The organism is Dyella thailandensis (genome assembly GCF_050749815.1).
Taxonomy (GTDB): Bacteria; Pseudomonadota; Gammaproteobacteria; order Xanthomonadales; family Rhodanobacteraceae; genus Dyella_A.
The window spans coordinates 2,382,721-2,400,452 of the sequence record NZ_CP192735.1 but is presented as its reverse complement, the minus strand read 5'-3'; the positions used below and the strand labels follow the sequence as shown (position 1 = coordinate 2,400,452).

The window sequence follows — 17,732 nt, the reverse complement described above, 5'->3', positions numbered from 1 at the left end:
CCGGCGCTCCGCCGGCCGCCGCAAGCGGGTAATTGCGCGGATTTTCATGATTCAGGAGACAGTGCCCCATGCCCGGCAGCGGATTTCGCGGCAACCCCCGCCAGCTGTGGAACGCCTTCCGCTGGTCGATGAAAGGGCTGCAAGCCGGCTGGCGCCACGAGGCGTCCTTCCGACTGGAGGCGATGCTGGCCGTGGTGCTGGTGCCGCTGGGCTTGTGGCTGGGCCACGGCGCACTGGAGAAGATCGCCCTGGTGCTCCCGGCGGTACTGGTGCTTTCCGGCGAGCTGCTCAACTCGGCCATCGAGGCCGTGGTGGACAAGGTCAGCCCCGAATTCCACGAGCTGGCCGGCCGCGCCAAGGACATGGGCTCGGCGGCGGTATTTCTGCTGCTGGTGTTCACCATGCTGTGCTGGGGGCTGATCCTGGTGCCGCGCTGGATCTAGTACGGCCTTTATGCTGTCCGAACGCGTCTCATCATTCGTTTCATCGAGGGAGTGATTGCCATGAAATTCGTGCGTACCTGCGTGCTCCTGCTTCTGGTGGCCGGCCTCTCCGGCTGCGGCTACAACGCTATCCAGCGTCAGGACGAGGCGGTGAAAGCGGCCTGGTCGGAGGTGCTCAACCAGTACCAGCGGCGCGCCGATTTGGTGCCCAACCTGGTCAACACGGTGAAGGGCTACGCCCAGCATGAGGAGAAGGTGTTCACCGAGGTGACCGAGGCGCGCGCCAAGGTCGGCTCGATCCAGGTCGACGCCGACACCGTCAACGACGCGCAGAAGCTGGCGCAGTTCCAGGCGGCTCAGGGGCAACTGGGCAGCGCATTGTCTCGACTGATGGTGGTCAGCGAGAACTACCCGCAGCTCAAGGCCGACGGCCTGTTCCAGAACCTGCAGGCGCAGCTGGAAGGCACCGAGAACCGGGTTACCGTGGCGCGCAATCGCTATGTGCAGTCGGTGCAGGAATACAACTCGATGATCCGCACCTTCCCGAACAACCTCACCGCCAAGATGTTCGGCTACAAGGTGAAGCCGAACTTCAGCGTGGAGAATGAGAAGGCCATCTCCACCGCACCAAAGGTGGATTTCGGCACGACCGCACCGGCCGCGCCCGCCTCGGCGCATTGAGATGATGCGACACCTGTCGCGCCTGTTCGTGCTCGCGCTGGCGCTGATCTGGATGGCGCCGGCGCGTGCTGCGGACGTGCCCGCCTTGACGCGGCACGTTACCGACCTCACCGGCACGCTGACCGCGCAGCAGGTCGATGCGCTCGACGCCAAGCTGGTGGCGCTGGAGCAGCGCAAGGGCACCCAGCTGGTGGTGCTGATGGTGCCCACCACCGGCGATCAGGACATCGAGAGCTATTCGCTGGCCGTGGCCGAGGCCAACAAGATCGGCCGCAAGGATACCGACGACGGCATCCTGCTGCTGGTCGCCAAGAACGACCGGAAGGACCGCATCGAGGTCGGCTACGGCCTGGAGGGTGCGGTGCCCGATGCCGCCACCGCGCGGATCCGGCGCGAGTTCATCGAGTCGCGCTTCAAGCAGGGCGATTTCTACGGTGGCCTGGATGCTGGCGTCGACGCGCTGATCAAGCTGATCGATGGCGAACAACTGCCGGCGCCCGAGCCAACGAGCCAGCGCCGCAGCCGCGGGCTGGACCTGGGTCACGCGATGCTGATCGGCCTGTTCGTGGCGCTGTTCCTGCGCCGGCTGTTCGGCCGGGCGCACGTGATCGTGCGCACGCCGCTGGGCGCGGCGCTCACCGGAGGCCTGCTGTGGTTGCTCGCCGCGGCCGTGGGCGTGGGTGTCCTGGGCGCCGTTATCGGCGCCATCGTGATGCTGATGCCTGGCGGTGGAGGGCGCTCCATCGGCGGCGGCGGCTGGGGCGGATGGGGTGGCCTGGGCGGCGGTGGTTTCGGCGGTGGCGGCTTCGGCGGCGGCAGCAGCGGCGGCGGATTCGGTGGCGGCGGCTTCAGCGGTGGCGGCGGCAGCTTCGGCGGCGGCGGTTCGTCGGGGAGTTGGTGATGGAACGTCTGCAGCGATGGGTGCGAAACGTGTTCGGCGGCTGGTTTCAGCTGCGGCGATGCTTTCCGGCGGACTTGCTCGATGCGATGGCGCAGGCCATCAGTGAAGGGGAGCAGCGGCACCTCGGCGAGGTGCGCTTTGCCGTGGAATCGCGGCTGGCACCGGGTGCCGTCTGGTCCGGACTCACCGCCCGCCAGCGCGCTCACCAGGTCTTTGCACAGCTCGGCGTGTGGGACACCGAACACAACACGGGCGTGCTGATCTACGTGTTGCTGGCCGAGCGTCGCATCGAGATCGTGGCCGACCGAGGTTTGGCGGCGCGCGTGGATCCGCAGGAATGGTCGGGAATCTGCTCGCGGATGCGCGAGGAATTTTCAGCCGGCCGCTGGCGCGAGGGTAGCCTGGCAGGCATCGCCCAGGTGCACGCGCTGGCGGAGGCGCATTTTCCGATCGATGGCCGGACCAACCCCGACGAACTGCCGGATCGGCCCGTCCTGCTCTGACGCTCTCAATCGACGCATGTGAAGCGAAGGCCGCCTCTGGACGGCCTTCGCGCTTTGCGCAGTCGCGTCCTACGCTCCCTTGCCGATGTGCTTTTCCAGGAACGCCTGGAGGGTGTTGTAGAGCTCCACGTTGTTCTTTTCGCTGTAGAAGCCGTGCCCCTCCCCCGGCTTGGTGAGGAACTCGTACGGCTTGTGTGCCGCATCGAGCGCTGCCTTCATGGCCTTGAACTGGGCGAACGGCGCGCGCTGGTCGTCTTCGCCATGGATCAACAGCACCGGAACGTCGATCTTGTCGGCAAGCTTGGCCGGTGAGTTCGCATCGAGCTGGTTCTCGTCGGCGCCCATGGTGGCGCGCATCGCGTTGCGACCCAGCTCGCTCTGGTGGGTGTCGCCTTTCTTGTAGAGCAGGGCCATGTCGTAGACACCGGCATACCCGATGGCGCATTTGAACATCCCCGGCGCGCGAATCGGTGCCATCAGTGCCGAGTAACCGCCGAAGCTGGCGCCGAAGATGCAGATGCGCTTCGGGTCGGCGAACTTCTGCGCGATGGCCCACTTCACGCCATCGATCAGGTCGTTCTGGATACCGGTGCCCCACTGCTTGTAGCCGGCCTGCTCGAAGTCGATGCCGCGCCCGCCGGAACCCCGGAAGTTGATCTGCAGGACCAGGTAGCCGCGGCTCGCGAGGAACTGGGCGTCGTCGTCGTAGAACCAGGTGTCTTCGATGCCGATGGGGCCGCCGTGCGGCATCAACACCATCGGCAGGTTGTTCTCGCTGGCACCCTTGGGAAGGGTCAGGATCGCTTCCAGTTTGGTGCCGTCACGCGCCGTGAAGGTCATCGGACGGCGCTCGGCCATCTGCTTGGGATCGATCCAGGGCGCGGCATCGAACAGCTTCTGCACCTTGTAGGTGTGGGTGTTGATCAGGAAGTACGTGCCTGGCGTGCGGTCGCTGCTCACGCCGAACAGCAGCTCGCTCCCGTCAGTGCTGAAGTTCACGAAGCTCACATAGCTGCCGGGAAATTTCAGGCTGAGGGCGCGGTGCAGCTTGGCCATCGGCGCGTTGGGATCGATGTATCGCGGCGTCGGGATGCCCGTGGCCAGCGTCGTGGCAAAGGGTTGAGCGGGTTTGGCCGTCCATTCGATGTCGTCCACGCTGCCGAAGTCGCCGGGCGCGAGCACCTTGCGATCGCCACCGGTCTCGGACATCTCCACCAGCGAGGTGGGCCCACCATCGGCGCTGAAGAACGCATAGACGTGGCGCCCGTCCGGCGTGCTTTCCAGCGGGGCGAAGCTCACGCCTACCTGTGAGGCTGTCAGCGGCGACCAGCCTGATCCCTCGCGGCGATATACGACGTAGTCGAATTTCTCGTTGCGGCCATAGGCGTAATGCGCTGTGCCGTCCTTGCCGACCATGAAGCTCATCCCGGCCACGCCGATGTCGCCGATCAGGTGTCGTGTGCTGCGATCGGCGTCCACGTCGTAAAGAGAACTCTGGTCGTTGCTGTCCCAGCTCTCGGCGGACATGTAGAAATGACCGTTGGGCTCGTCCGGTTTGCCTTCGTAGAAGCCCCAGCCATGGTCGTTACCTCGAATGGCCCCGCGTCGCCCGTACTTCATCGAATCGCGACCGTAGAGGTAATCCTGGTTCTTGCCATCCAGGTCCGTGGCGAGGATCTCGCCGGTCAGCTTCGGCTTGTCGATCGAGCCGTACTCGCGGGCCTTCTCGACGATCAGGCGGGTGGGACTGGTCCATACGAAGTTGGCCGGCACCTCGTACTTGGGAAGGCGCAGCATGCTCACCGGCCGGCTCATGTCGCTGACCTTGAAGACCACCAAGGCGTGTGCGCCATCCTCCCCGTCCATGCGCACCGCCAGCGACTGTCCGTCGGGTGACAGCCGCGGCATCGAGATGGTGGCGTGGCGGGCGAAGGTCTCGACCGAAATGAGCTCGCCGGCCACCGACGCCAGCGGCAACAGCAACAACGCAGCGCCTATCAGCCTGCGCGGAAAGTGATTCGACATGTTTTCCCCTTGAATGCTCCCGCATCGCATGCCGAGCAGTGAGGAGCCTCCTGCCCGGCAACCGTCGCCTTGCTGGCGCGGTTCCCTTGAATCCCCGTGGCGAGTATAGCCACGCCCCTCACTAGATCGGGCAGCGCCGGCTATCCGGTCTGGCCTCGCTCGCCGGTACACTGGCGCTCTTTTTCCTGACGCGCCGCCATGACTGCTCCCTTCGTCGTTCACTTCAACCCGGTCGCCTTCCAGCTCGGACCGCTGCAGGTGCACTGGTACGGGCTGATGTACCTGGCCAGCTTTCTGCTGGTGGCGGTCCTCGGCGAATACAGACGGCGGCACGGGAGATTGCCGGTGAGCCGCGATGCGCTGGGTGACCTGTTCTTCTACGGGATGATGGGCGTGATCGTGGGCGGGCGGGTGTGGTACATGCTGTTCTATTACGCCGGCGGCATCGGCTGGATCTGGCACGACCCGCTGGCGCTGTTCAAGGTGTGGGACGGCGGCATGAGCTTTCACGGCGGCCTGCTCGGCGTGGTGCTGGCCGGCTGGTGGTGGTCGCGGCGACACCGCCTGCATCCGTTCGACACCATCGACTTCGTGGCGCCGCTGGTGCCGCTGGGTCTGGGGTTGGGCCGGCTGGGCAATTTCATCAACGGTGAGCTGTGGGGCAAGCCTGGCGACGTGCCGTGGGCGATGATCTTTCCCGGCTCGCGCGAGGAGGATATGGCGCTGGCCTCGGGGCACCCCGATCTGATGCAGCGGCTCGAGCAGTTCAACGGGCTGCCGCGGCATCCGTCGCAGCTCTACGAGCTGGCGCTGGAGGGCGTGGTGATGTTTACCGTGCTGTGGCTGGTGTCGCTCAAGCCGCGTCCGCGCTATCTCATCTCTGGCTTGTTTGCCCTGATGTACGGGTGCTTCCGGTTTGCGGTGGAGTTTGTGCGCGTGCCCGATGCCCAGCTGGGCTACCTGGCGTGGGGCTGGGTGACGATGGGGCAACTGCAGTCGATTCCGCTGATCGCGGTGGGGCTGGTGTTGATCGCGATGTCGCGGCGCGCGCCGGTGCTGCCACTCGCCGCGGCGTAGGAGCCCGCTCGCGGGCGATGCCTTTGGCTCTGGATCGGTATCCAGAGCCAGAGCATCGCCAGCGAGCGGGCTCCTACAGTGGAGGCTGGCCGCCGCGCTGAGCCGGGGCAGGCGTCAGAAGTTGCGGTCGCCGCCGAGGATGTCGCCGAGCCCGCCGAGGATCGAGCCCTCGCCGCGTCGCTGGCCGCCGCCCTGCGGCGCTGCCGCCAGCATGCGGCCGGCCATGCGCGAGAACGGCAGCGACTGCAGCCACACGGTGCCCGGGCCGGTCAGCGTGGCCAAGAACATGCCCTCGCCGCCGAAGAACATGCTCTTGATGCCGCCGACGGGCTTGATGTCCATGTTCACGGTGTCGTGGAAGGCGACCACGCAGCCGGTGTCCACGTCCAGCCGTTCGCCGGCCTTGAGTTCGCGCTGCACCACGGTGCCCCCGGCGTGCACGAACACCCAGCCGTCGCCCTCAAGCTTCTGCATGATGAAGCCCTCGCCGCCGAACAGGCCGGTGAGGATCTTGCGCTGGAAGAAGATGCCCAGCTGCACGCCGCGCGCGCCGGCGAGGAAGGAATCCTTCTGGCAGATCAGCCGGCCGCCGTGCTCGGACAGCTTCATCGCCATCACCGTGCCGGGGTAGGGCGCGGCGAAGGCGACCTTGGCCTTGCCGCTACCGGTGTGGGTGAACACCGTGGTGAACAGGCTTTCGCCGGTGATCACGCGCTTGCCGGCGGAGAGCAGCTTGTCCATCAGGCCGCCGCCCTGGCTGGCGGTCGAGCCGTCGCCGAACACGGTGTCCATCTGCACTGCTGCTTCCTTGTACATCAGGGCGCCGGCCTCGGCGATCGCGCTTTCGCCCGGATCGAGCTCGATCTCCACGAACTGCATGTCGGTGCCGACGATGCGGTAGTCGATCTCGTCCGCCTGGCTTCCTCGCACGGGTGGCGCCGGCGGCGGGGTGATCATTGTCGATCCACCCAGCTCGGCGACCGTGCGGATCGGCTGCCACTCGCTGAAGCCCTCGCGCCAGCAGTAGCCATCGGGCTGGCGCCGGGCCTGTTCGCGCGCCTGGGCGTCGTCGAGCGGGCCGACGCGGTCGGTGTTCTTGCCGTAGCTGAAGTACCACTGGGCCATGTCCGTGCCTCCTGGGGAAAGCACTGGAGTCTAGGCGGTGGGCTGCGTGGGCGGGAGTGATCGTTGTCATGTCTCCCGGGTGGGGGGCGGGCGCTGGTAATCTTGCGCGATGCGCGCCTACCTCGACCTGCTTGCCCATGTGCTGGACCACGGCACCGAAAAATCCGACCGTACCGGCACCGGCACGCGCAGCGTGTTCGGCTGGCAGATGCGCTTCGACCTGGCGCAGGGCTTTCCGCTGGTCACCACCAAGAAGCTACACCTGCGCTCGATTGTCCATGAGCTGATCTGGTTCCTGCGCGGCGACACCAACATCGCCTACCTGAAGGAAAACGGCGTCAGCATCTGGGACGAATGGGCCGATGCAAAGGGTGACCTCGGCCCCGTTTACGGCGCCCAGTGGCGCAGTTGGCCCACCGCCGACGGCGGTGCGGTGGACCAGATCCGCTGGGTGGTGGATGAGATCCGCCGCAACCCGGATTCGCGCCGCCTCATCGTCAGCGCCTGGAACGTGGGCGAGCTGCCGAAGATGGCGCTGATGCCCTGTCACACGATGTTCCAGTTCTACGTGGCGGACGGGCGGTTGAGCTGCCAGCTGTACCAGCGTTCGGGCGATATCTTCCTCGGCGTGCCGTTCAACATTGCCAGCTATGCGCTGCTGACCCACATGGTGGCGCAGGTGTGCGGCCTTGAGGTGGGCGACTTTGTCCACACGCTGGGCGACGCGCACCTGTACAACAACCACGTCGAGCAGGCGAAGCTGCAGCTAAGCCGCGAGCCGCTGCCGCTGCCGCACCTGAAATTGAATCCCGACGTGCGCTCGATCTTCGATTTCCGCTACGAAGACGTGACCATCGAGGGGTACCAGTCGCATCCGGCGATCAAGGCGCCCGTGGCCGTCTGACAGCACTTCGGCCGCTCTGCACGATCTTGCGGATGCCCGCCGCGGCGCGGCGCGTTACTATCATGGGGCTAAGAGGCGCCCATTCACGCGCCGTGCCACCCCCTCAGGTCCAAGGATTGCCATGGCTGTTTCGCTGATTGCCGCCCTCGATGAAAACTTCGCCATTGGCCGCAAGGGCCAGCTGCCCTGGCACCTGCCGGACGACCTGCGCTGGTTCAAGGAGCTCACCCTCGGCAAGTACGTGCTGATGGGCCATACCACTGCGGTGGCCATCGGCAAGCCGCTGCCGGGCCGCACCAACCTGGTGTTGTCCAAGCGCCACGAGGCGCCGTTTGCGGGGCAGATCACGGTGCGCTCCATCGAGGAGGCGCGCGCGCGCGCGGACGGCACCGGCCTCATGGTGATCGGCGGTGGCCAGGTCTACGCTGAGGCGCTGCCGGTGGCCCAGCGGCTGTATCTCACCTGGGTGAACGCGGCCGTCGACGGTGCCGACACGTTCTTCCCTGGGGTCCATTTCAGCGACTGGACCGAGGTCTCGCGCACCCACCACAAGGCGGATGCCGAGCACGCCTACGACTTCGACATGGTCGAGTACATCCGCAACCATTGATGCCTGTGGCGTCTTCGCCCCTGCACGTCATGGCAGGTGTGCTGCGGCGCCCGGACGGGCGGGTGCTGATCAGCGAGCGCCCGGCCGGCAAGCATCTGGCCGGGTTCTGGGAATTTCCCGGCGGCAAGCTCGATCCGGGCGAAGCTCCACTGTGCGGGTTGGCCCGCGAGCTGCACGAGGAGCTCGGCATCCAGGTGATCGAGGCCGAGCCGCTGCTCGCCCTGCCGTGGCGTTATGACCGCAAGGAGCTGCTGCTCGATACCTGGCTGGTGCTCGCCTGGCAGGGCGTGCCGCAGTCGCTGGAGCAGCAGTCGCTGGACTGGGTGCTGCCGGCCGATCTGCTGCCCGAGCGGCTGGCGCCCGCCGACCGGGAAATCCTGCGTCACCTGCTGGCGCGTTGACCGGCCGCGTCAGCCGCGGGCCGCTGCGAGCTCCCGATAGCGCGCATCCAGCGCACCCACCTGGGCGGGCAGGGCCGATTCCGGGCCGCTGTTGTCGATCACGTCATCGGCGATCGCCAGGCGCTCGCTGCGCGTAGCCTGGCTAGCGAGCATCCGCCGGGCCAGCGGCTCATCCACGCCATCGCGGGCCATCAGCCGGCGGATCTGCTCGTCCTCTGGCACGTCCACCGTCAGCACCCGGTCGACCCAGCGGTAATGCGCGAGATTTTCCACCAACAGGGGAATCGCCAGCAGGCAATAGGGCCCCGGGTCCGCATCGGCGCGATCACGCAGCCACTGGCGTACCCGCGGATGCACGATCGCCTCCAGGGTATGGCGGGCATCGCGGTCGGCGAAGATTCGTCGCCGCATGGCCGGACGGTCCAGGCGGCCATCGGCGCCCAGCACATCCTTGCCAAAGGCCTCCAGCACGCTGGCAAGCCCCTGCGTACCCGGCTCAATCACTTCGCGAGCGGCCGCGTCAGCGTCGTAGACGTGGATGCCGCGTGCCTCGAAGCACCGCGTCACCGCGCTCTTGCCGGCGGCCACGCCGCCCGTCAATGCGATCACGTAGCGCGTCATCGGGAGCCTCAGCGCAGCCCGGTGAGATGCAGGTAGGCGCCCAGCAGCTGATCGCCGGCGACCAGCCACACCCATCCCGCCGCGGCGATGAACGGACCGAACGGCATCGGCACATCGCGCTCGTGACGCTTGAGCGCCATCATCGTGCCGCCGACCAGGGCGCCGATCAGCGAAGACAACAGCACGACGGGCAGCAGGCAGCTCAAGCCCATCCAGGCGCCCAGCGCCGCGAGCAGCTTGAAGTCACCGTGCCCCATGCCTTCCTTGCCGGTGAGCAGCTTGAAGACCCAGTACACGCTCCACAGGCTCAGGTACCCGATGGCGGCAGCAAGAATCGCCGCGGACGGCGATACAAACAGGGGCTTGAGCGACAGCAGCAGGCCAAGCCAGAGCAGCGGATAGACCAGCTGATCGGGCAGGAGCTGGGTGCGGAAATCGATGCCGGACAGCGCGATCAACGTCCATGTGAACACCAGCCCCGCAGCCGCCGTCCAACCCGTCCCGAAGCGCCACACGATGACCGCGCTGCACACCCCGCTTAGCAATTCCACCAACGGGTACTGGATCGAGATCGGCTCGCGGCAGTAGCGGCAACGCCCCTTGAGCAGCAGCCAGCCGAGCAGCGGGATGTTGTCGTGGGCCGCCAGCGGATGCTTGCAGCGCGGGCAGTGCGAGGGCTCACGCACGATGCCCGGCGGGAGCTCGGCCGGCTCGAGCTCCAGGCCCAGCACAACGTGTGCCTCCCGGCGCCACGCCGCCTCCATGCGCGCGGGCAGGCGCAGGATCACCACGTTGAGAAAGCTGCCCACCAGCAGGCCAAGCACAGCGGCAACGCTGATCCAGATCGACAGCGGAAGTTCGGACATGCAGGTTCCCGCAATACAAAAAACAAAAAAGCCCCCCTCCCGGCGGGAGAGGGGCTTTGGGTCGGCCGCTTACACGGTGCCCGCGAGCTTGAAGATCGGCAGGTACAACGACACCACCATGCCACCGACCAGCACGCCCAGGATCACCATGATGATCGGCTCGAGCAGGGTGGACAGCGTATCCACCGCGTTGTTGACCTCTTCCTCGTAGAACTCGGCTACCTTGAATAGCATGTTGTCCAGAGCACCGGATTCTTCGCCGATCGCGGTCATCTGCACCACCATGTTGGGGAACAGGCCGGTCTGGCGCATCGCCAGTTGCAACTGGTGGCCCACGGCGATGTCGTCGCGCATCAGCTTGATGGCGTCTCCATACACGACACTGCCCGTCGCACCGGCCACGGCGTCCAGTGCTTCCACCAACGGTACGCCGGCTCGAAAGGTCACGCCGAGGGTGCGGGCAAAACGTGCGATGGCCGACTGTCGGAGGATGTTTCCGATCACCGGCAGTTTGAGCATGAGGCGATCAAGGAAGTGCGCAAACTTCTGGGAGCGCTTTTTGGCCATGACCAACGCCACGATGCCGCCAACGATGCTTCCGATGACCAGCCACCAATAGCTTTGCATGAACTTCGAGGCGCTGATCACAACCTGCGTCGGCGCGGGCAGTTCCGCACCCGCCTGCCGGAAGGTCTCTTCGAACACCGGCACGACGAAAAGCAGCAGGATCATGCTGACCAGCAACGCCACCGCAAGCACCATCACCGGATAGAACAAGGCCTTCTTGATCTTGCTCTTGATGGCCTCCATTCGCTCCTTGTAGGTGGCAACCGTATCGAGCACGGTGTCGAGCACACCGGCCGATTCACCCGCCCGCACCAGGTTGCGATAGAGCTCATCGAACTGCACCGGGTACTTGGCCAGGGCCTCGTTGAGCGAGGCACCGCCCTCGATGGTTTGCTTCACATCCACCAGCATGTTTTTGAAGCGAACATTTTTCTGGCCGTCGGCGATGATCTCGAACGACTGCACCATCGGTACGCCGGAGGCCATCATGGTGGCGATCTGGCGGCTGAAAATGGCCACGTCGCGCGGCTTGACGGTGCTGCCGGCGGAGCCGAACAGTGGCTTGGCGCGTTCGCGCACCGTCTGCGGGTTCATGCCCTGGCGGCGCAGCTCGGCCTTGACCAGCGAGGCATTCTTCGCCGGCATCTCGCCCTTCATGCGCTTGCCGCGCTTGTCCAGCGCGACCCAGTCGTACATCGTCGTTTGACTGATCTGGGCGCGCTGAGCTCCCAGATTGCGTGCGTTCTTTGCCGCTGCAGTAGCCGTGGCCATGCGATTTCCCCCTCAATCCCGCCCCGGACCAGCCAAAGACCGGCCCAACTTCATCAGCTTATTGCATTTTCACCAGCAAAATCCGTGGTGCGAGCCGCAGCTCCGGTGTGTCACACACCACGGATCGCGTGCAGGCGTCAGTCCTTGGTCACGCGATCGATCTCGGTGAGGCTGGTCATGCCGTGCTTCACCTTGAGCAGGGCCGACGCGCGAAGATCATTGATGCCCGCCTCCTTGGCGACCTCGGCGATCTGCAAGGCATTGCCGCCCTTGAGGACGATTTTCTGGATCTCCTCCAGCATCGGCATCACCTGATAGATACCGACGCGCCCCTTGTACCCTTCGTTGCAGCCGTCGCAACCAACGGCCTCATAGATAGTCAGCCCCTCGTCGATGTCCTTCTGGGTGAAGCCGGCGGCCAGCAGGGTCTCCGGAGGCAGCTCGATCGGCTTCTTGCAGTCGTGCAGGCGGCGCGCCAGGCGCTGGGCCACGATGAGGGTGACCGACGAGGTGATGTTGTAGGGCGCGATGCCCATATTCATCAGTCGCGCGATGGTCTGCGAGGCATCGTTGGTGTGCAGCGTGGAGAGCACCATGTGGCCGGTCTGTGCAGCCTTGATCGCGATCTCGGCGGTTTCCAGGTCGCGAATTTCGCCGACCATGATCACATCCGGATCCTGGCGCAGGAACGAGCGCAGCGCCGCGGCAAACGTCATGCCGCGCTTGACGTTCTGTTGTACCTGGTTGATGCCTTCCACACGGATTTCCACCGGGTCTTCCACCGTGGAAATGTTGCGCTCGGCGGTGTTGAGCATGTTGAGCGCGGTGTAGAGCGAAACCGTCTTGCCCGAGCCGGTGGGGCCGGTGACCAGCACCATGCCGTAGGGTTTGTGGATGGCGTCCACGTAAAGTTTCTGCTGCTCCGGCTCGTAGCCGAGCTTCTCGATGCCGATCTTGGCGGCTGAACCATCCAGGATACGCAGCACGATCTTTTCGCCGAACAGCGTCGGCAGCGTGCTCACGCGGAAGTCGACCGCGCGGGTCTTGGAGAGGTTGAGCTTGATCCGGCCGTCCTGCGGTACGCGCTTCTCGGCGATGTCCAGCTGGGCCATCACCTTCAGTCGCGAGGAGATGCGGCTGGCCAGCTTCATCGGCGGGCTGGCCACCGCGCGCAGCATGCCGTCCATGCGAAAGCGCACGCGGTACTGGGTTTCGAACGGCTCGAAATGGATGTCCGACGCACCGCGGCGAATCGCGTCGACCAGCACCTTGTTGACGAACTTGACCACCGGAGCGTCGTCACCGCCGGTGGCGTCGATGCCGGTGCTCTCGACTTCCTCATCGCCGCCGCTGGTCTCCAGCTCCAGGTTGTCGAGCTCGCCGCCGCCCATGTCCGAGATCGTGTTGCCGGCCGCGGCAAGCGCGGTCTCGATCACCCGCTGCAGCTGGCCGCGTTCGACCAGGATGGGCTCCACCATGCAGTTGGAGTGGAACTTGATCTCGTCCAGGGCGTGCGACTGCATCGGGTCGGCAATGCCCACGTACAGCCGCTTGCCGCGGCGGAACAGTGGCAGGGCGCGATGCTTGGTCATCAGCGCCTCGCTGATCAGGTTCAGCGGCATGCCGGAGGGCGCCAGCGCCGACACGTCCATCATCGGCATGCCAAACTCCACCGACGCCACCTGAGTGAATCGCGCGCTGTCGACCATCTGATGGTCGAGCAGCCACGAGGCGAGAGTTACCTTGGCCTGCGTCGACTCGGTAACGGCCTTGCGCACATCAGCCTCGGGCACCACGCCTTCAGACACGAGTCGGCGGGCCATGCCCGATAGCCCGGCGAGCGACGCCGACTGCACTTGAGATGACATTGGTGGAACCTGCCCCAGCCCGCTGATTAGCGTGGAATTTACCCCACTCTACCAGCGCGGTCACTCGCTGCAAGCCGGTTCCGGGCAGGGCGCCGCAGGGGCCGGGCTCCCACGTTGGTCGGGTGGACGCGGTCACAGCCGCATGCGCGGTCTGCGCGCTATGATCCGGGGTCAAACTCGGGGGAGCCCATCGTTGAACCTAAGCATCATCCTTCCCGCCAAGAACGAGGCGGACGCGTTGGCGCGATTGCTGCCGTCACTGCGCCAGCACCACCCCGGGGCGGAAATCATCGTGGTGGACGACGGATCCACCGACGACACCGCCGGGGTCTGCGCGCGGGCCGGGGTGATCTGGCTGCCTTCGCCCTACTCCATGGGTAATGGGGCGGCAATCAAGCGCGGGGCACGTGCAGCCAGCGGTGACGTGCTGGTGTTCATGGATGGCGACGGGCAGCACAACCCGGCCGACGTGGCCCGCCTGCTGACCCGGTTGGAGGAGGGCTATGACATGGTGGTCGGAGCCCGCTCGTGGGAAGGGCAGGCCGGCGTCGGCCGCGGCGTTGCCAACACCTTTTACAACTGGCTGGCCTCCCGCATGACGGGACATAAGGTGGCCGACCTCACCTCCGGCTTCCGCGCCGTGCGGGCAGACAAGTTTCGCGAGTTCATCCACCTGCTGCCCAACGGCTTCAGCTATCCGACCACTAGCACCATGGCGTTCTTTCGCAGCGCCTACGCGGTGGCGTATGAACCGATCCACGTCGCCCAGCGCGATGGCACCACCAGCCACATCCGGCCGCTTCGCGATGGACTGCGCTTTCTGCTGATCATCTTCAAGATCGCCACGCTGTATTCGCCGCTCAAGCTATTCGTGCCGGCCAGCGCGGTGTTCTTTCTGCTGGGCTGTGTCAATTACGCCTATACCTTCACCACGCACGGCCGCCTTACCAACATGAGTACGTTGCTTTGGAGCGCGGCGGTGATCGTGTTCCTGATCGGCTTGGTTTCCGAGCAGATTACGGCACTAACCTATCGCCGCGCGGATTGACACCGCATGCGACCGGCGGTCCTTGTACTTGCGTCGACCTATCCGCGTTGGGCGAATGATCCTGAGCCTGCTTTCGTTCACGAGCTAAGCCGCCGACTCGCTCGTGATCATGAGGTGATCGCGGTCGTTCCCGATGCGCCGGGAGCGGATCCCAGTGGCGACCTGGACGGTGTCCACGTGGTGCGATACCGCTACGCGCCGCGTGCCTGGCAGACGTTGGTCAACGACGGGGGTATTGCCACCCATCTGCGCCGATCGCCCTGGAAGTGGCTCTTGGTGCCGGGTTTCGTCCTGGGTCAGTACCTGGCTGCGAGGCGGGTGCTCAAGCGCCATCGCGTAGCCGTAATCCACGCGCACTGGCTCATCCCGCAGGGATGGCTGGCGCGGTGGCTCGCGTGGCCCGCGCACATTCCGGTTTTGGTGACTTCCCATGGCGGAGACCTGTTCGGCTTCCGCGGGCGTGTGCTGACAATGGTCAAGCGGTCTGTGGCGGCAGCCTGTTCGCGCATGACCGTGGTGAGCGATGCCATGCGAAAAGAGGCGATCCGCCTCGGGTTGCGTCCCCCCAGCCTCACGGTGTTGCCCATGGGCGTCGATCTGCAGCGCCGTTACGTGCCTGATCCATCGGTTCTTCGTTCGGCGGAGGAGCTGCTTTTCGTGGGCAGGCTGGTACCCAAGAAGGGGCTTCCACTTCTTCTGAATGCGCTGCCGGCCGTGCTAGCCAGGCGGCCAGCAGCCCGCCTGACGATTGCCGGCTTCGGTCCGGAGCGCGCAGACCTGGAGGCACAGGCGAGTCGACTGGGAGTGGCTCATGCCGTGCGCTTCCTGGGGGCTGTTCCCCAAGACCAACTGCCGGACCTCTATCGGCGGGCATCCCTGTTCGTCGCTCCCTTCGTCCGCGATGAGTCCGGCAATCAAGAGGGGCTTCCGGTTGTCCTGATGGAGGCTATCGGTTGTGGTTGCCCTGCCATCGTGGGCGACGTCGCCGGTCTCGACGACCTGCTTGGCGGGAACGCCGCCCACGTGACGGTAAATCCAAGGGATCGTGACGCCCTGGCAAAAGCCATCCTCGATGCGCTGGATCAGCCCGCGCTTGCCCTGGCGAGGGCGGCTGCGATCCGCAGCACGGTGACGGAGAAGGTGGACTGGGACGTGATTGCACAGGGTTATCGGCGGGAATTGCAGGCCTGCATGGCGAACCTCGGCGAGCTGCGGCCATGAGCCATGTGCTCGTATGTGGTGGTGCCGGCTACATCGGCTCGCACATGGTGCGACTGCTGATGGCTGCCGGATACCGCGTGACCGTTTTCGACAATATCTCTACCGGTCATCGAGAGGCAGTTGGAGGGGCAACGCTTTTAGAGGGTGACCTCCTCGATCCTGTCGCCTTGAGGTGCGCGTTTTCGGGCGAGCCCGTCGATGCCGTCCTGCATTTTGCAGCGCTGTCGATCGTGAGCGAATCGGTCCGCGAGCCCACGCGCTATTACCGCAATAACGTGCTGGGGACGCTGAACCTTATCGAGGCAATGCGAGAGGCTGGTGTCGACCGCATGGTGTTTTCCTCGTCGGCCGCCGTGTATGGCATGTCGGCTGCCGAGTGGATCGACGAGACGCACCCACTCCAGCCGATCAACCCCTATGGTGCAAGCAAGGCCATGGCCGAGCGGATGATTGCCGATGCTTGCGCAGCCCATGACATGCGAGCCGTGGCTCTTCGCTATTTCAATGCGGCCGGTGCAGACCCCTCCGGCGAGATCGGCGAGGCCCATTCTCCGGAAAGCCATCTGATACCCAATGTGTTGCGAGCTGCACTCGACGGTACGCAAGTGAGTATCTTTGGCCGGGATTACCCCACCCCCGACGGCACCTGCATACGGGATTACATTCACGTGCGTGATCTCGCCGAGGCCCATCGCCTGGCGCTCGCCTACCTGGACGGGCAACGCGGATTCCACGCCTTCAACCTGGGCAGCGGCGTGGGTTTCAGCGTGCTGCAGGTACTGGAAGCGGCGCGTCGTGTTTCAGGTCAAGCTGTCGACAGCCGGGATCTGACCCGCCGCGACGGGGATCCGGCGCGGCTGGTGGCGTCCAGCCGGCAGGCTGCCGAGGTGCTCGGCTGGGTTCCCGGTTGCAGCGACCTGACAAGCATCGTCGAGAGCGCATGGCGCTGGCATCGCAATCAACGGTACTGAGCATCATCTTGGCGACGGATTGGTGGCTACTGCGCGCAAGCCGTTTACCGCGGCTGGGTCAGTTTCATGAGGTCGAGTTCGAGTCTGGCGATGATGGTTCCCCAGCTCTCGATGGCGGTCTCCGGGTGCTTCGGTGCCTCGAGCTGGGCTTGCACGGCACGTGCGAGGTCGAACGGGTCGTCGGGACGATAGCGCGCCTGCGGTACGTCGGCTAGCAGTGATGGCATGGCGCCAACGTCGGCGGCCACGACCGCCAGGCCGCAGGACAGCATCTCATAGGCCTTCTGCGGAAAGCAGTAGCGACCGAACGTCGTGTCGCGAAGATAGATCACGCCCACGTCCAATGACTGGAAGAGCGTCGCCGTACGGGTGTGAGAAAGCATCCCCAGATGGTGAACGCGAGGTCCTGACGGCGGTGGCAGGGACGGGTCGATCGGTCCGGCCAGTACCAGGTGAACGTTCGGCAGGGCCGCCTCGATTCGCGGCCAGGCGTCGTACAGTGTCCCGACGCCTTTATCTTGGTGAAGTCCGCCTGCGGTGCCAACCAGCAGAGCCTCAGCCGGGAGGCCCAGGGCCTTGCGGGCCGCGCAGCGATCGCCGCGGGTGAAGATGGACAGATCCACCGTGCTTGGCATGGACACCACCGTGCCTTTGGCGGCGTAACCGTCGCGGACAAGGTCATGCAGCGCGTCGCTGGTCGTGGTGACCAGTCCGGCCTGGCGCGTGGCACGCCGCAGGGCAGTCTTGAACCCTGGCAAGTGCGCCTGGCTGAAGCCTTCGAAGTTGTCATACAGGTCGATGGCATATGGCAAACCCAAGCGCTTGGCCAGCCACCCGGTAAGCGCGACATGCGGAATGTCGGATGCGCCGATGAGCAGGTCGGGTCGAACCCGCCTCAATTGCGAGGATAGCCACCCGGGATAGCCAAGCAGTCGCGGCAAGACGCTGCGATTCAGAGATCTGGCATGCCAGGCAAGGCTCCCCGGTGCCGCTTCGTGCTCCACGAGTCCCTCCGCCTGTGACTCATAGCCAAGGCAGAACCCGTGCACCTCGTGCCCGAGCCGGGCGAGTTGGAAAGGGATCTCGTAGAGCCTGGCATACCGGTCGTCGATGACGTCCTTGCCCATGT

At 65.4% G+C, this 17,732-nt stretch carries 18 protein-coding genes; 11 read left to right on the top strand and 7 right to left on the bottom strand.

Annotated elements, in window-relative coordinates:
* Positions 1-68: 68 nt before the first annotated feature.
* From ACQVBX_RS11185 to ACQVBX_RS11170, 4 genes are read left to right on the top strand one after another with little or no spacing between them, the layout of a single operon-like run.
* Entirely contained in the window at positions 69-443 is a 375-nt protein-coding gene (locus ACQVBX_RS11185) for a diacylglycerol kinase (protein WP_431634150.1), read from the top strand.
* Between the two features lie 60 nt (positions 444-503).
* Positions 504-1,124, top strand: a complete 621-nt coding sequence (locus ACQVBX_RS11180; protein ID WP_431634149.1) for a LemA family protein — start codon at positions 504-506, stop codon at positions 1,122-1,124.
* Between the two features lie 4 nt (positions 1,125-1,128).
* Complete coding sequence (locus tag ACQVBX_RS11175) at positions 1,129-2,025, top strand: TPM domain-containing protein (protein ID WP_431638166.1); 897 nt, start codon at positions 1,129-1,131, stop codon at positions 2,023-2,025.
* Positions 2,025-2,528, top strand: coding sequence for a TPM domain-containing protein (locus tag ACQVBX_RS11170; protein ID WP_431634148.1), 504 nt, complete (start codon positions 2,025-2,027; stop codon positions 2,526-2,528). The genes ACQVBX_RS11175 and ACQVBX_RS11170 overlap by 1 nt, the downstream gene beginning before the upstream one ends.
* A gap of 69 nt (positions 2,529-2,597) precedes the next feature.
* Here ACQVBX_RS11170 and ACQVBX_RS11165 read toward each other — a convergent pair whose 3' ends face one another.
* Positions 2,598-4,553, bottom strand: a complete 1,956-nt coding sequence (locus tag ACQVBX_RS11165; protein WP_431634147.1) for a prolyl oligopeptidase family serine peptidase — start codon at positions 4,551-4,553, stop codon at positions 2,598-2,600.
* A 198-nt stretch (positions 4,554-4,751) separates the two neighbouring features.
* Here ACQVBX_RS11165 and lgt point away from each other — a divergent pair, with 198 nt between their 5' ends.
* Positions 4,752-5,630: a prolipoprotein diacylglyceryl transferase gene (gene lgt / locus ACQVBX_RS11160; RefSeq protein WP_431634145.1), complete on the top strand. Its 879-nt coding sequence runs from the start codon at positions 4,752-4,754 to the stop codon at positions 5,628-5,630.
* A gap of 114 nt (positions 5,631-5,744) precedes the next feature.
* Here the strand turns inward: lgt and ACQVBX_RS11155 are convergent, their stop codons facing one another.
* Positions 5,745-6,755, bottom strand: coding sequence for a TIGR00266 family protein (locus ACQVBX_RS11155; RefSeq protein WP_431634144.1), 1,011 nt, complete (start codon positions 6,753-6,755; stop codon positions 5,745-5,747).
* A 109-nt stretch (positions 6,756-6,864) separates the two neighbouring features.
* Between ACQVBX_RS11155 and ACQVBX_RS11150 the strand changes: the two genes are divergently transcribed.
* The 3 genes from ACQVBX_RS11150 to ACQVBX_RS11140 all read left to right on the top strand — a co-directional run bounded on the left by ACQVBX_RS11150 (position 6,865) and on the right by ACQVBX_RS11140 (position 8,670).
* Positions 6,865-7,659: a thymidylate synthase gene (locus tag ACQVBX_RS11150; RefSeq protein ID WP_431634143.1), complete on the top strand. Its 795-nt coding sequence runs from the start codon at positions 6,865-6,867 to the stop codon at positions 7,657-7,659.
* A gap of 121 nt (positions 7,660-7,780) precedes the next feature.
* Positions 7,781-8,269, top strand: coding sequence for a dihydrofolate reductase (locus tag ACQVBX_RS11145; RefSeq protein ID WP_431634142.1), 489 nt, complete (start codon positions 7,781-7,783; stop codon positions 8,267-8,269).
* Positions 8,269-8,670: an NUDIX domain-containing protein gene (locus ACQVBX_RS11140; protein WP_431634141.1), complete on the top strand. Its 402-nt coding sequence runs from the start codon at positions 8,269-8,271 to the stop codon at positions 8,668-8,670. Before ACQVBX_RS11145 ends, ACQVBX_RS11140 begins: the two co-directional genes overlap by 1 nt.
* Before the next feature lie 9 nt (positions 8,671-8,679).
* On the opposite strand, the gene coaE is transcribed toward ACQVBX_RS11140, so the two are convergent.
* The 4 genes from coaE to pilB all read right to left on the bottom strand — a co-directional run bounded on the left by coaE (position 8,680) and on the right by pilB (position 13,363).
* Positions 8,680-9,291: a dephospho-CoA kinase gene (coaE, locus tag ACQVBX_RS11135; RefSeq protein ID WP_431634140.1), complete on the bottom strand. Its 612-nt coding sequence runs from the start codon at positions 9,289-9,291 to the stop codon at positions 8,680-8,682.
* A gap of 8 nt (positions 9,292-9,299) precedes the next feature.
* Positions 9,300-10,157, bottom strand: coding sequence for a prepilin peptidase (locus ACQVBX_RS11130; protein ID WP_431634139.1), 858 nt, complete (start codon positions 10,155-10,157; stop codon positions 9,300-9,302).
* Between the two features lie 69 nt (positions 10,158-10,226).
* Positions 10,227-11,495 carry a type II secretion system F family protein gene (locus ACQVBX_RS11125; RefSeq protein WP_431634138.1) on the bottom strand — a complete coding sequence of 423 codons (1,269 nt, stop codon included), beginning with the start codon at positions 11,493-11,495 and terminating at the stop codon, positions 10,227-10,229.
* A 137-nt stretch (positions 11,496-11,632) separates the two neighbouring features.
* Positions 11,633-13,363: a type IV-A pilus assembly ATPase PilB gene (gene pilB, locus ACQVBX_RS11120; protein ID WP_431634137.1), complete on the bottom strand. Its 1,731-nt coding sequence runs from the start codon at positions 13,361-13,363 to the stop codon at positions 11,633-11,635.
* 160 nt (positions 13,364-13,523) lie between these two features.
* Here pilB and ACQVBX_RS11115 point away from each other — a divergent pair, with 160 nt between their 5' ends.
* From ACQVBX_RS11115 to galE, 3 genes are read left to right on the top strand one after another with little or no spacing between them, the layout of a single operon-like run.
* The gene (locus ACQVBX_RS11115) at positions 13,524-14,411 is read left to right on the top strand and encodes a glycosyltransferase family 2 protein (protein ID WP_431638164.1); all 888 of its coding nucleotides are present in this window, start codon (positions 13,524-13,526) and stop codon (positions 14,409-14,411) included.
* Positions 14,412-14,417: 6 nt separating this feature from the next.
* Positions 14,418-15,632, top strand: a complete 1,215-nt coding sequence (locus tag ACQVBX_RS11110) for a glycosyltransferase (RefSeq protein WP_431634136.1) — start codon at positions 14,418-14,420, stop codon at positions 15,630-15,632.
* A complete protein-coding gene (gene galE / locus ACQVBX_RS11105; RefSeq protein WP_431634135.1) occupies positions 15,629-16,603 on the top strand; it encodes a UDP-glucose 4-epimerase GalE in 975 nt (324 codons plus the stop codon). The genes ACQVBX_RS11110 and galE overlap by 4 nt, the downstream gene beginning before the upstream one ends.
* A 44-nt stretch (positions 16,604-16,647) precedes the next feature.
* On the opposite strand, the gene ACQVBX_RS11100 is transcribed toward galE, so the two are convergent.
* A complete protein-coding gene (locus tag ACQVBX_RS11100; RefSeq protein ID WP_431634134.1) occupies positions 16,648-17,730 on the bottom strand; it encodes a glycosyltransferase family 4 protein in 1,083 nt (360 codons plus the stop codon).
* Positions 17,731-17,732: the final 2 nt, after the last annotated feature.

What these genes read in the sequence shown, in the direction of transcription:
- ACQVBX_RS11145 (WP_431634142.1), top strand. Translation starts at nt 7,781, where the DNA reads ATGGCTGTTTCGCTGATTGCCGCCCTCGATGAAAACTTCGCCATTGGC.
- ACQVBX_RS11185 (WP_431634150.1), top strand. Translation starts at nt 69, where the DNA reads ATGCCCGGCAGCGGATTTCGCGGCAACCCCCGCCAGCTGTGGAACGCC.
- ACQVBX_RS11165 (WP_431634147.1), bottom strand. Translation starts at nt 4,553, where the DNA reads ATGTCGAATCACTTTCCGCGCAGGCTGATAGGCGCTGCGTTGTTGCTG.
- galE (WP_431634135.1), top strand. Translation starts at nt 15,629, where the DNA reads ATGAGCCATGTGCTCGTATGTGGTGGTGCCGGCTACATCGGCTCGCAC.
- ACQVBX_RS11130 (WP_431634139.1), bottom strand. Translation starts at nt 10,157, where the DNA reads ATGTCCGAACTTCCGCTGTCGATCTGGATCAGCGTTGCCGCTGTGCTT.
- ACQVBX_RS11115 (WP_431638164.1), top strand. Translation starts at nt 13,524, where the DNA reads ATGATCCGGGGTCAAACTCGGGGGAGCCCATCGTTGAACCTAAGCATC.
- ACQVBX_RS11150 (WP_431634143.1), top strand. Translation starts at nt 6,865, where the DNA reads ATGCGCGCCTACCTCGACCTGCTTGCCCATGTGCTGGACCACGGCACC.
- ACQVBX_RS11140 (WP_431634141.1), top strand. Translation starts at nt 8,269, where the DNA reads ATGCCTGTGGCGTCTTCGCCCCTGCACGTCATGGCAGGTGTGCTGCGG.
- ACQVBX_RS11155 (WP_431634144.1), bottom strand. Translation starts at nt 6,755, where the DNA reads ATGGCCCAGTGGTACTTCAGCTACGGCAAGAACACCGACCGCGTCGGC.
- pilB (WP_431634137.1), bottom strand. Translation starts at nt 13,363, where the DNA reads ATGTCATCTCAAGTGCAGTCGGCGTCGCTCGCCGGGCTATCGGGCATG.
- ACQVBX_RS11125 (WP_431634138.1), bottom strand. Translation starts at nt 11,495, where the DNA reads ATGGCCACGGCTACTGCAGCGGCAAAGAACGCACGCAATCTGGGAGCT.
- coaE (WP_431634140.1), bottom strand. Translation starts at nt 9,291, where the DNA reads ATGACGCGCTACGTGATCGCATTGACGGGCGGCGTGGCCGCCGGCAAG.
- ACQVBX_RS11180 (WP_431634149.1), top strand. Translation starts at nt 504, where the DNA reads ATGAAATTCGTGCGTACCTGCGTGCTCCTGCTTCTGGTGGCCGGCCTC.
- ACQVBX_RS11175 (WP_431638166.1), top strand. Translation starts at nt 1,129, where the DNA reads ATGCGACACCTGTCGCGCCTGTTCGTGCTCGCGCTGGCGCTGATCTGG.
- ACQVBX_RS11110 (WP_431634136.1), top strand. Translation starts at nt 14,418, where the DNA reads ATGCGACCGGCGGTCCTTGTACTTGCGTCGACCTATCCGCGTTGGGCG.
- ACQVBX_RS11170 (WP_431634148.1), top strand. Translation starts at nt 2,025, where the DNA reads ATGGAACGTCTGCAGCGATGGGTGCGAAACGTGTTCGGCGGCTGGTTT.
- lgt (WP_431634145.1), top strand. Translation starts at nt 4,752, where the DNA reads ATGACTGCTCCCTTCGTCGTTCACTTCAACCCGGTCGCCTTCCAGCTC.
- ACQVBX_RS11100 (WP_431634134.1), bottom strand. Translation starts at nt 17,730, where the DNA reads ATGGGCAAGGACGTCATCGACGACCGGTATGCCAGGCTCTACGAGATC.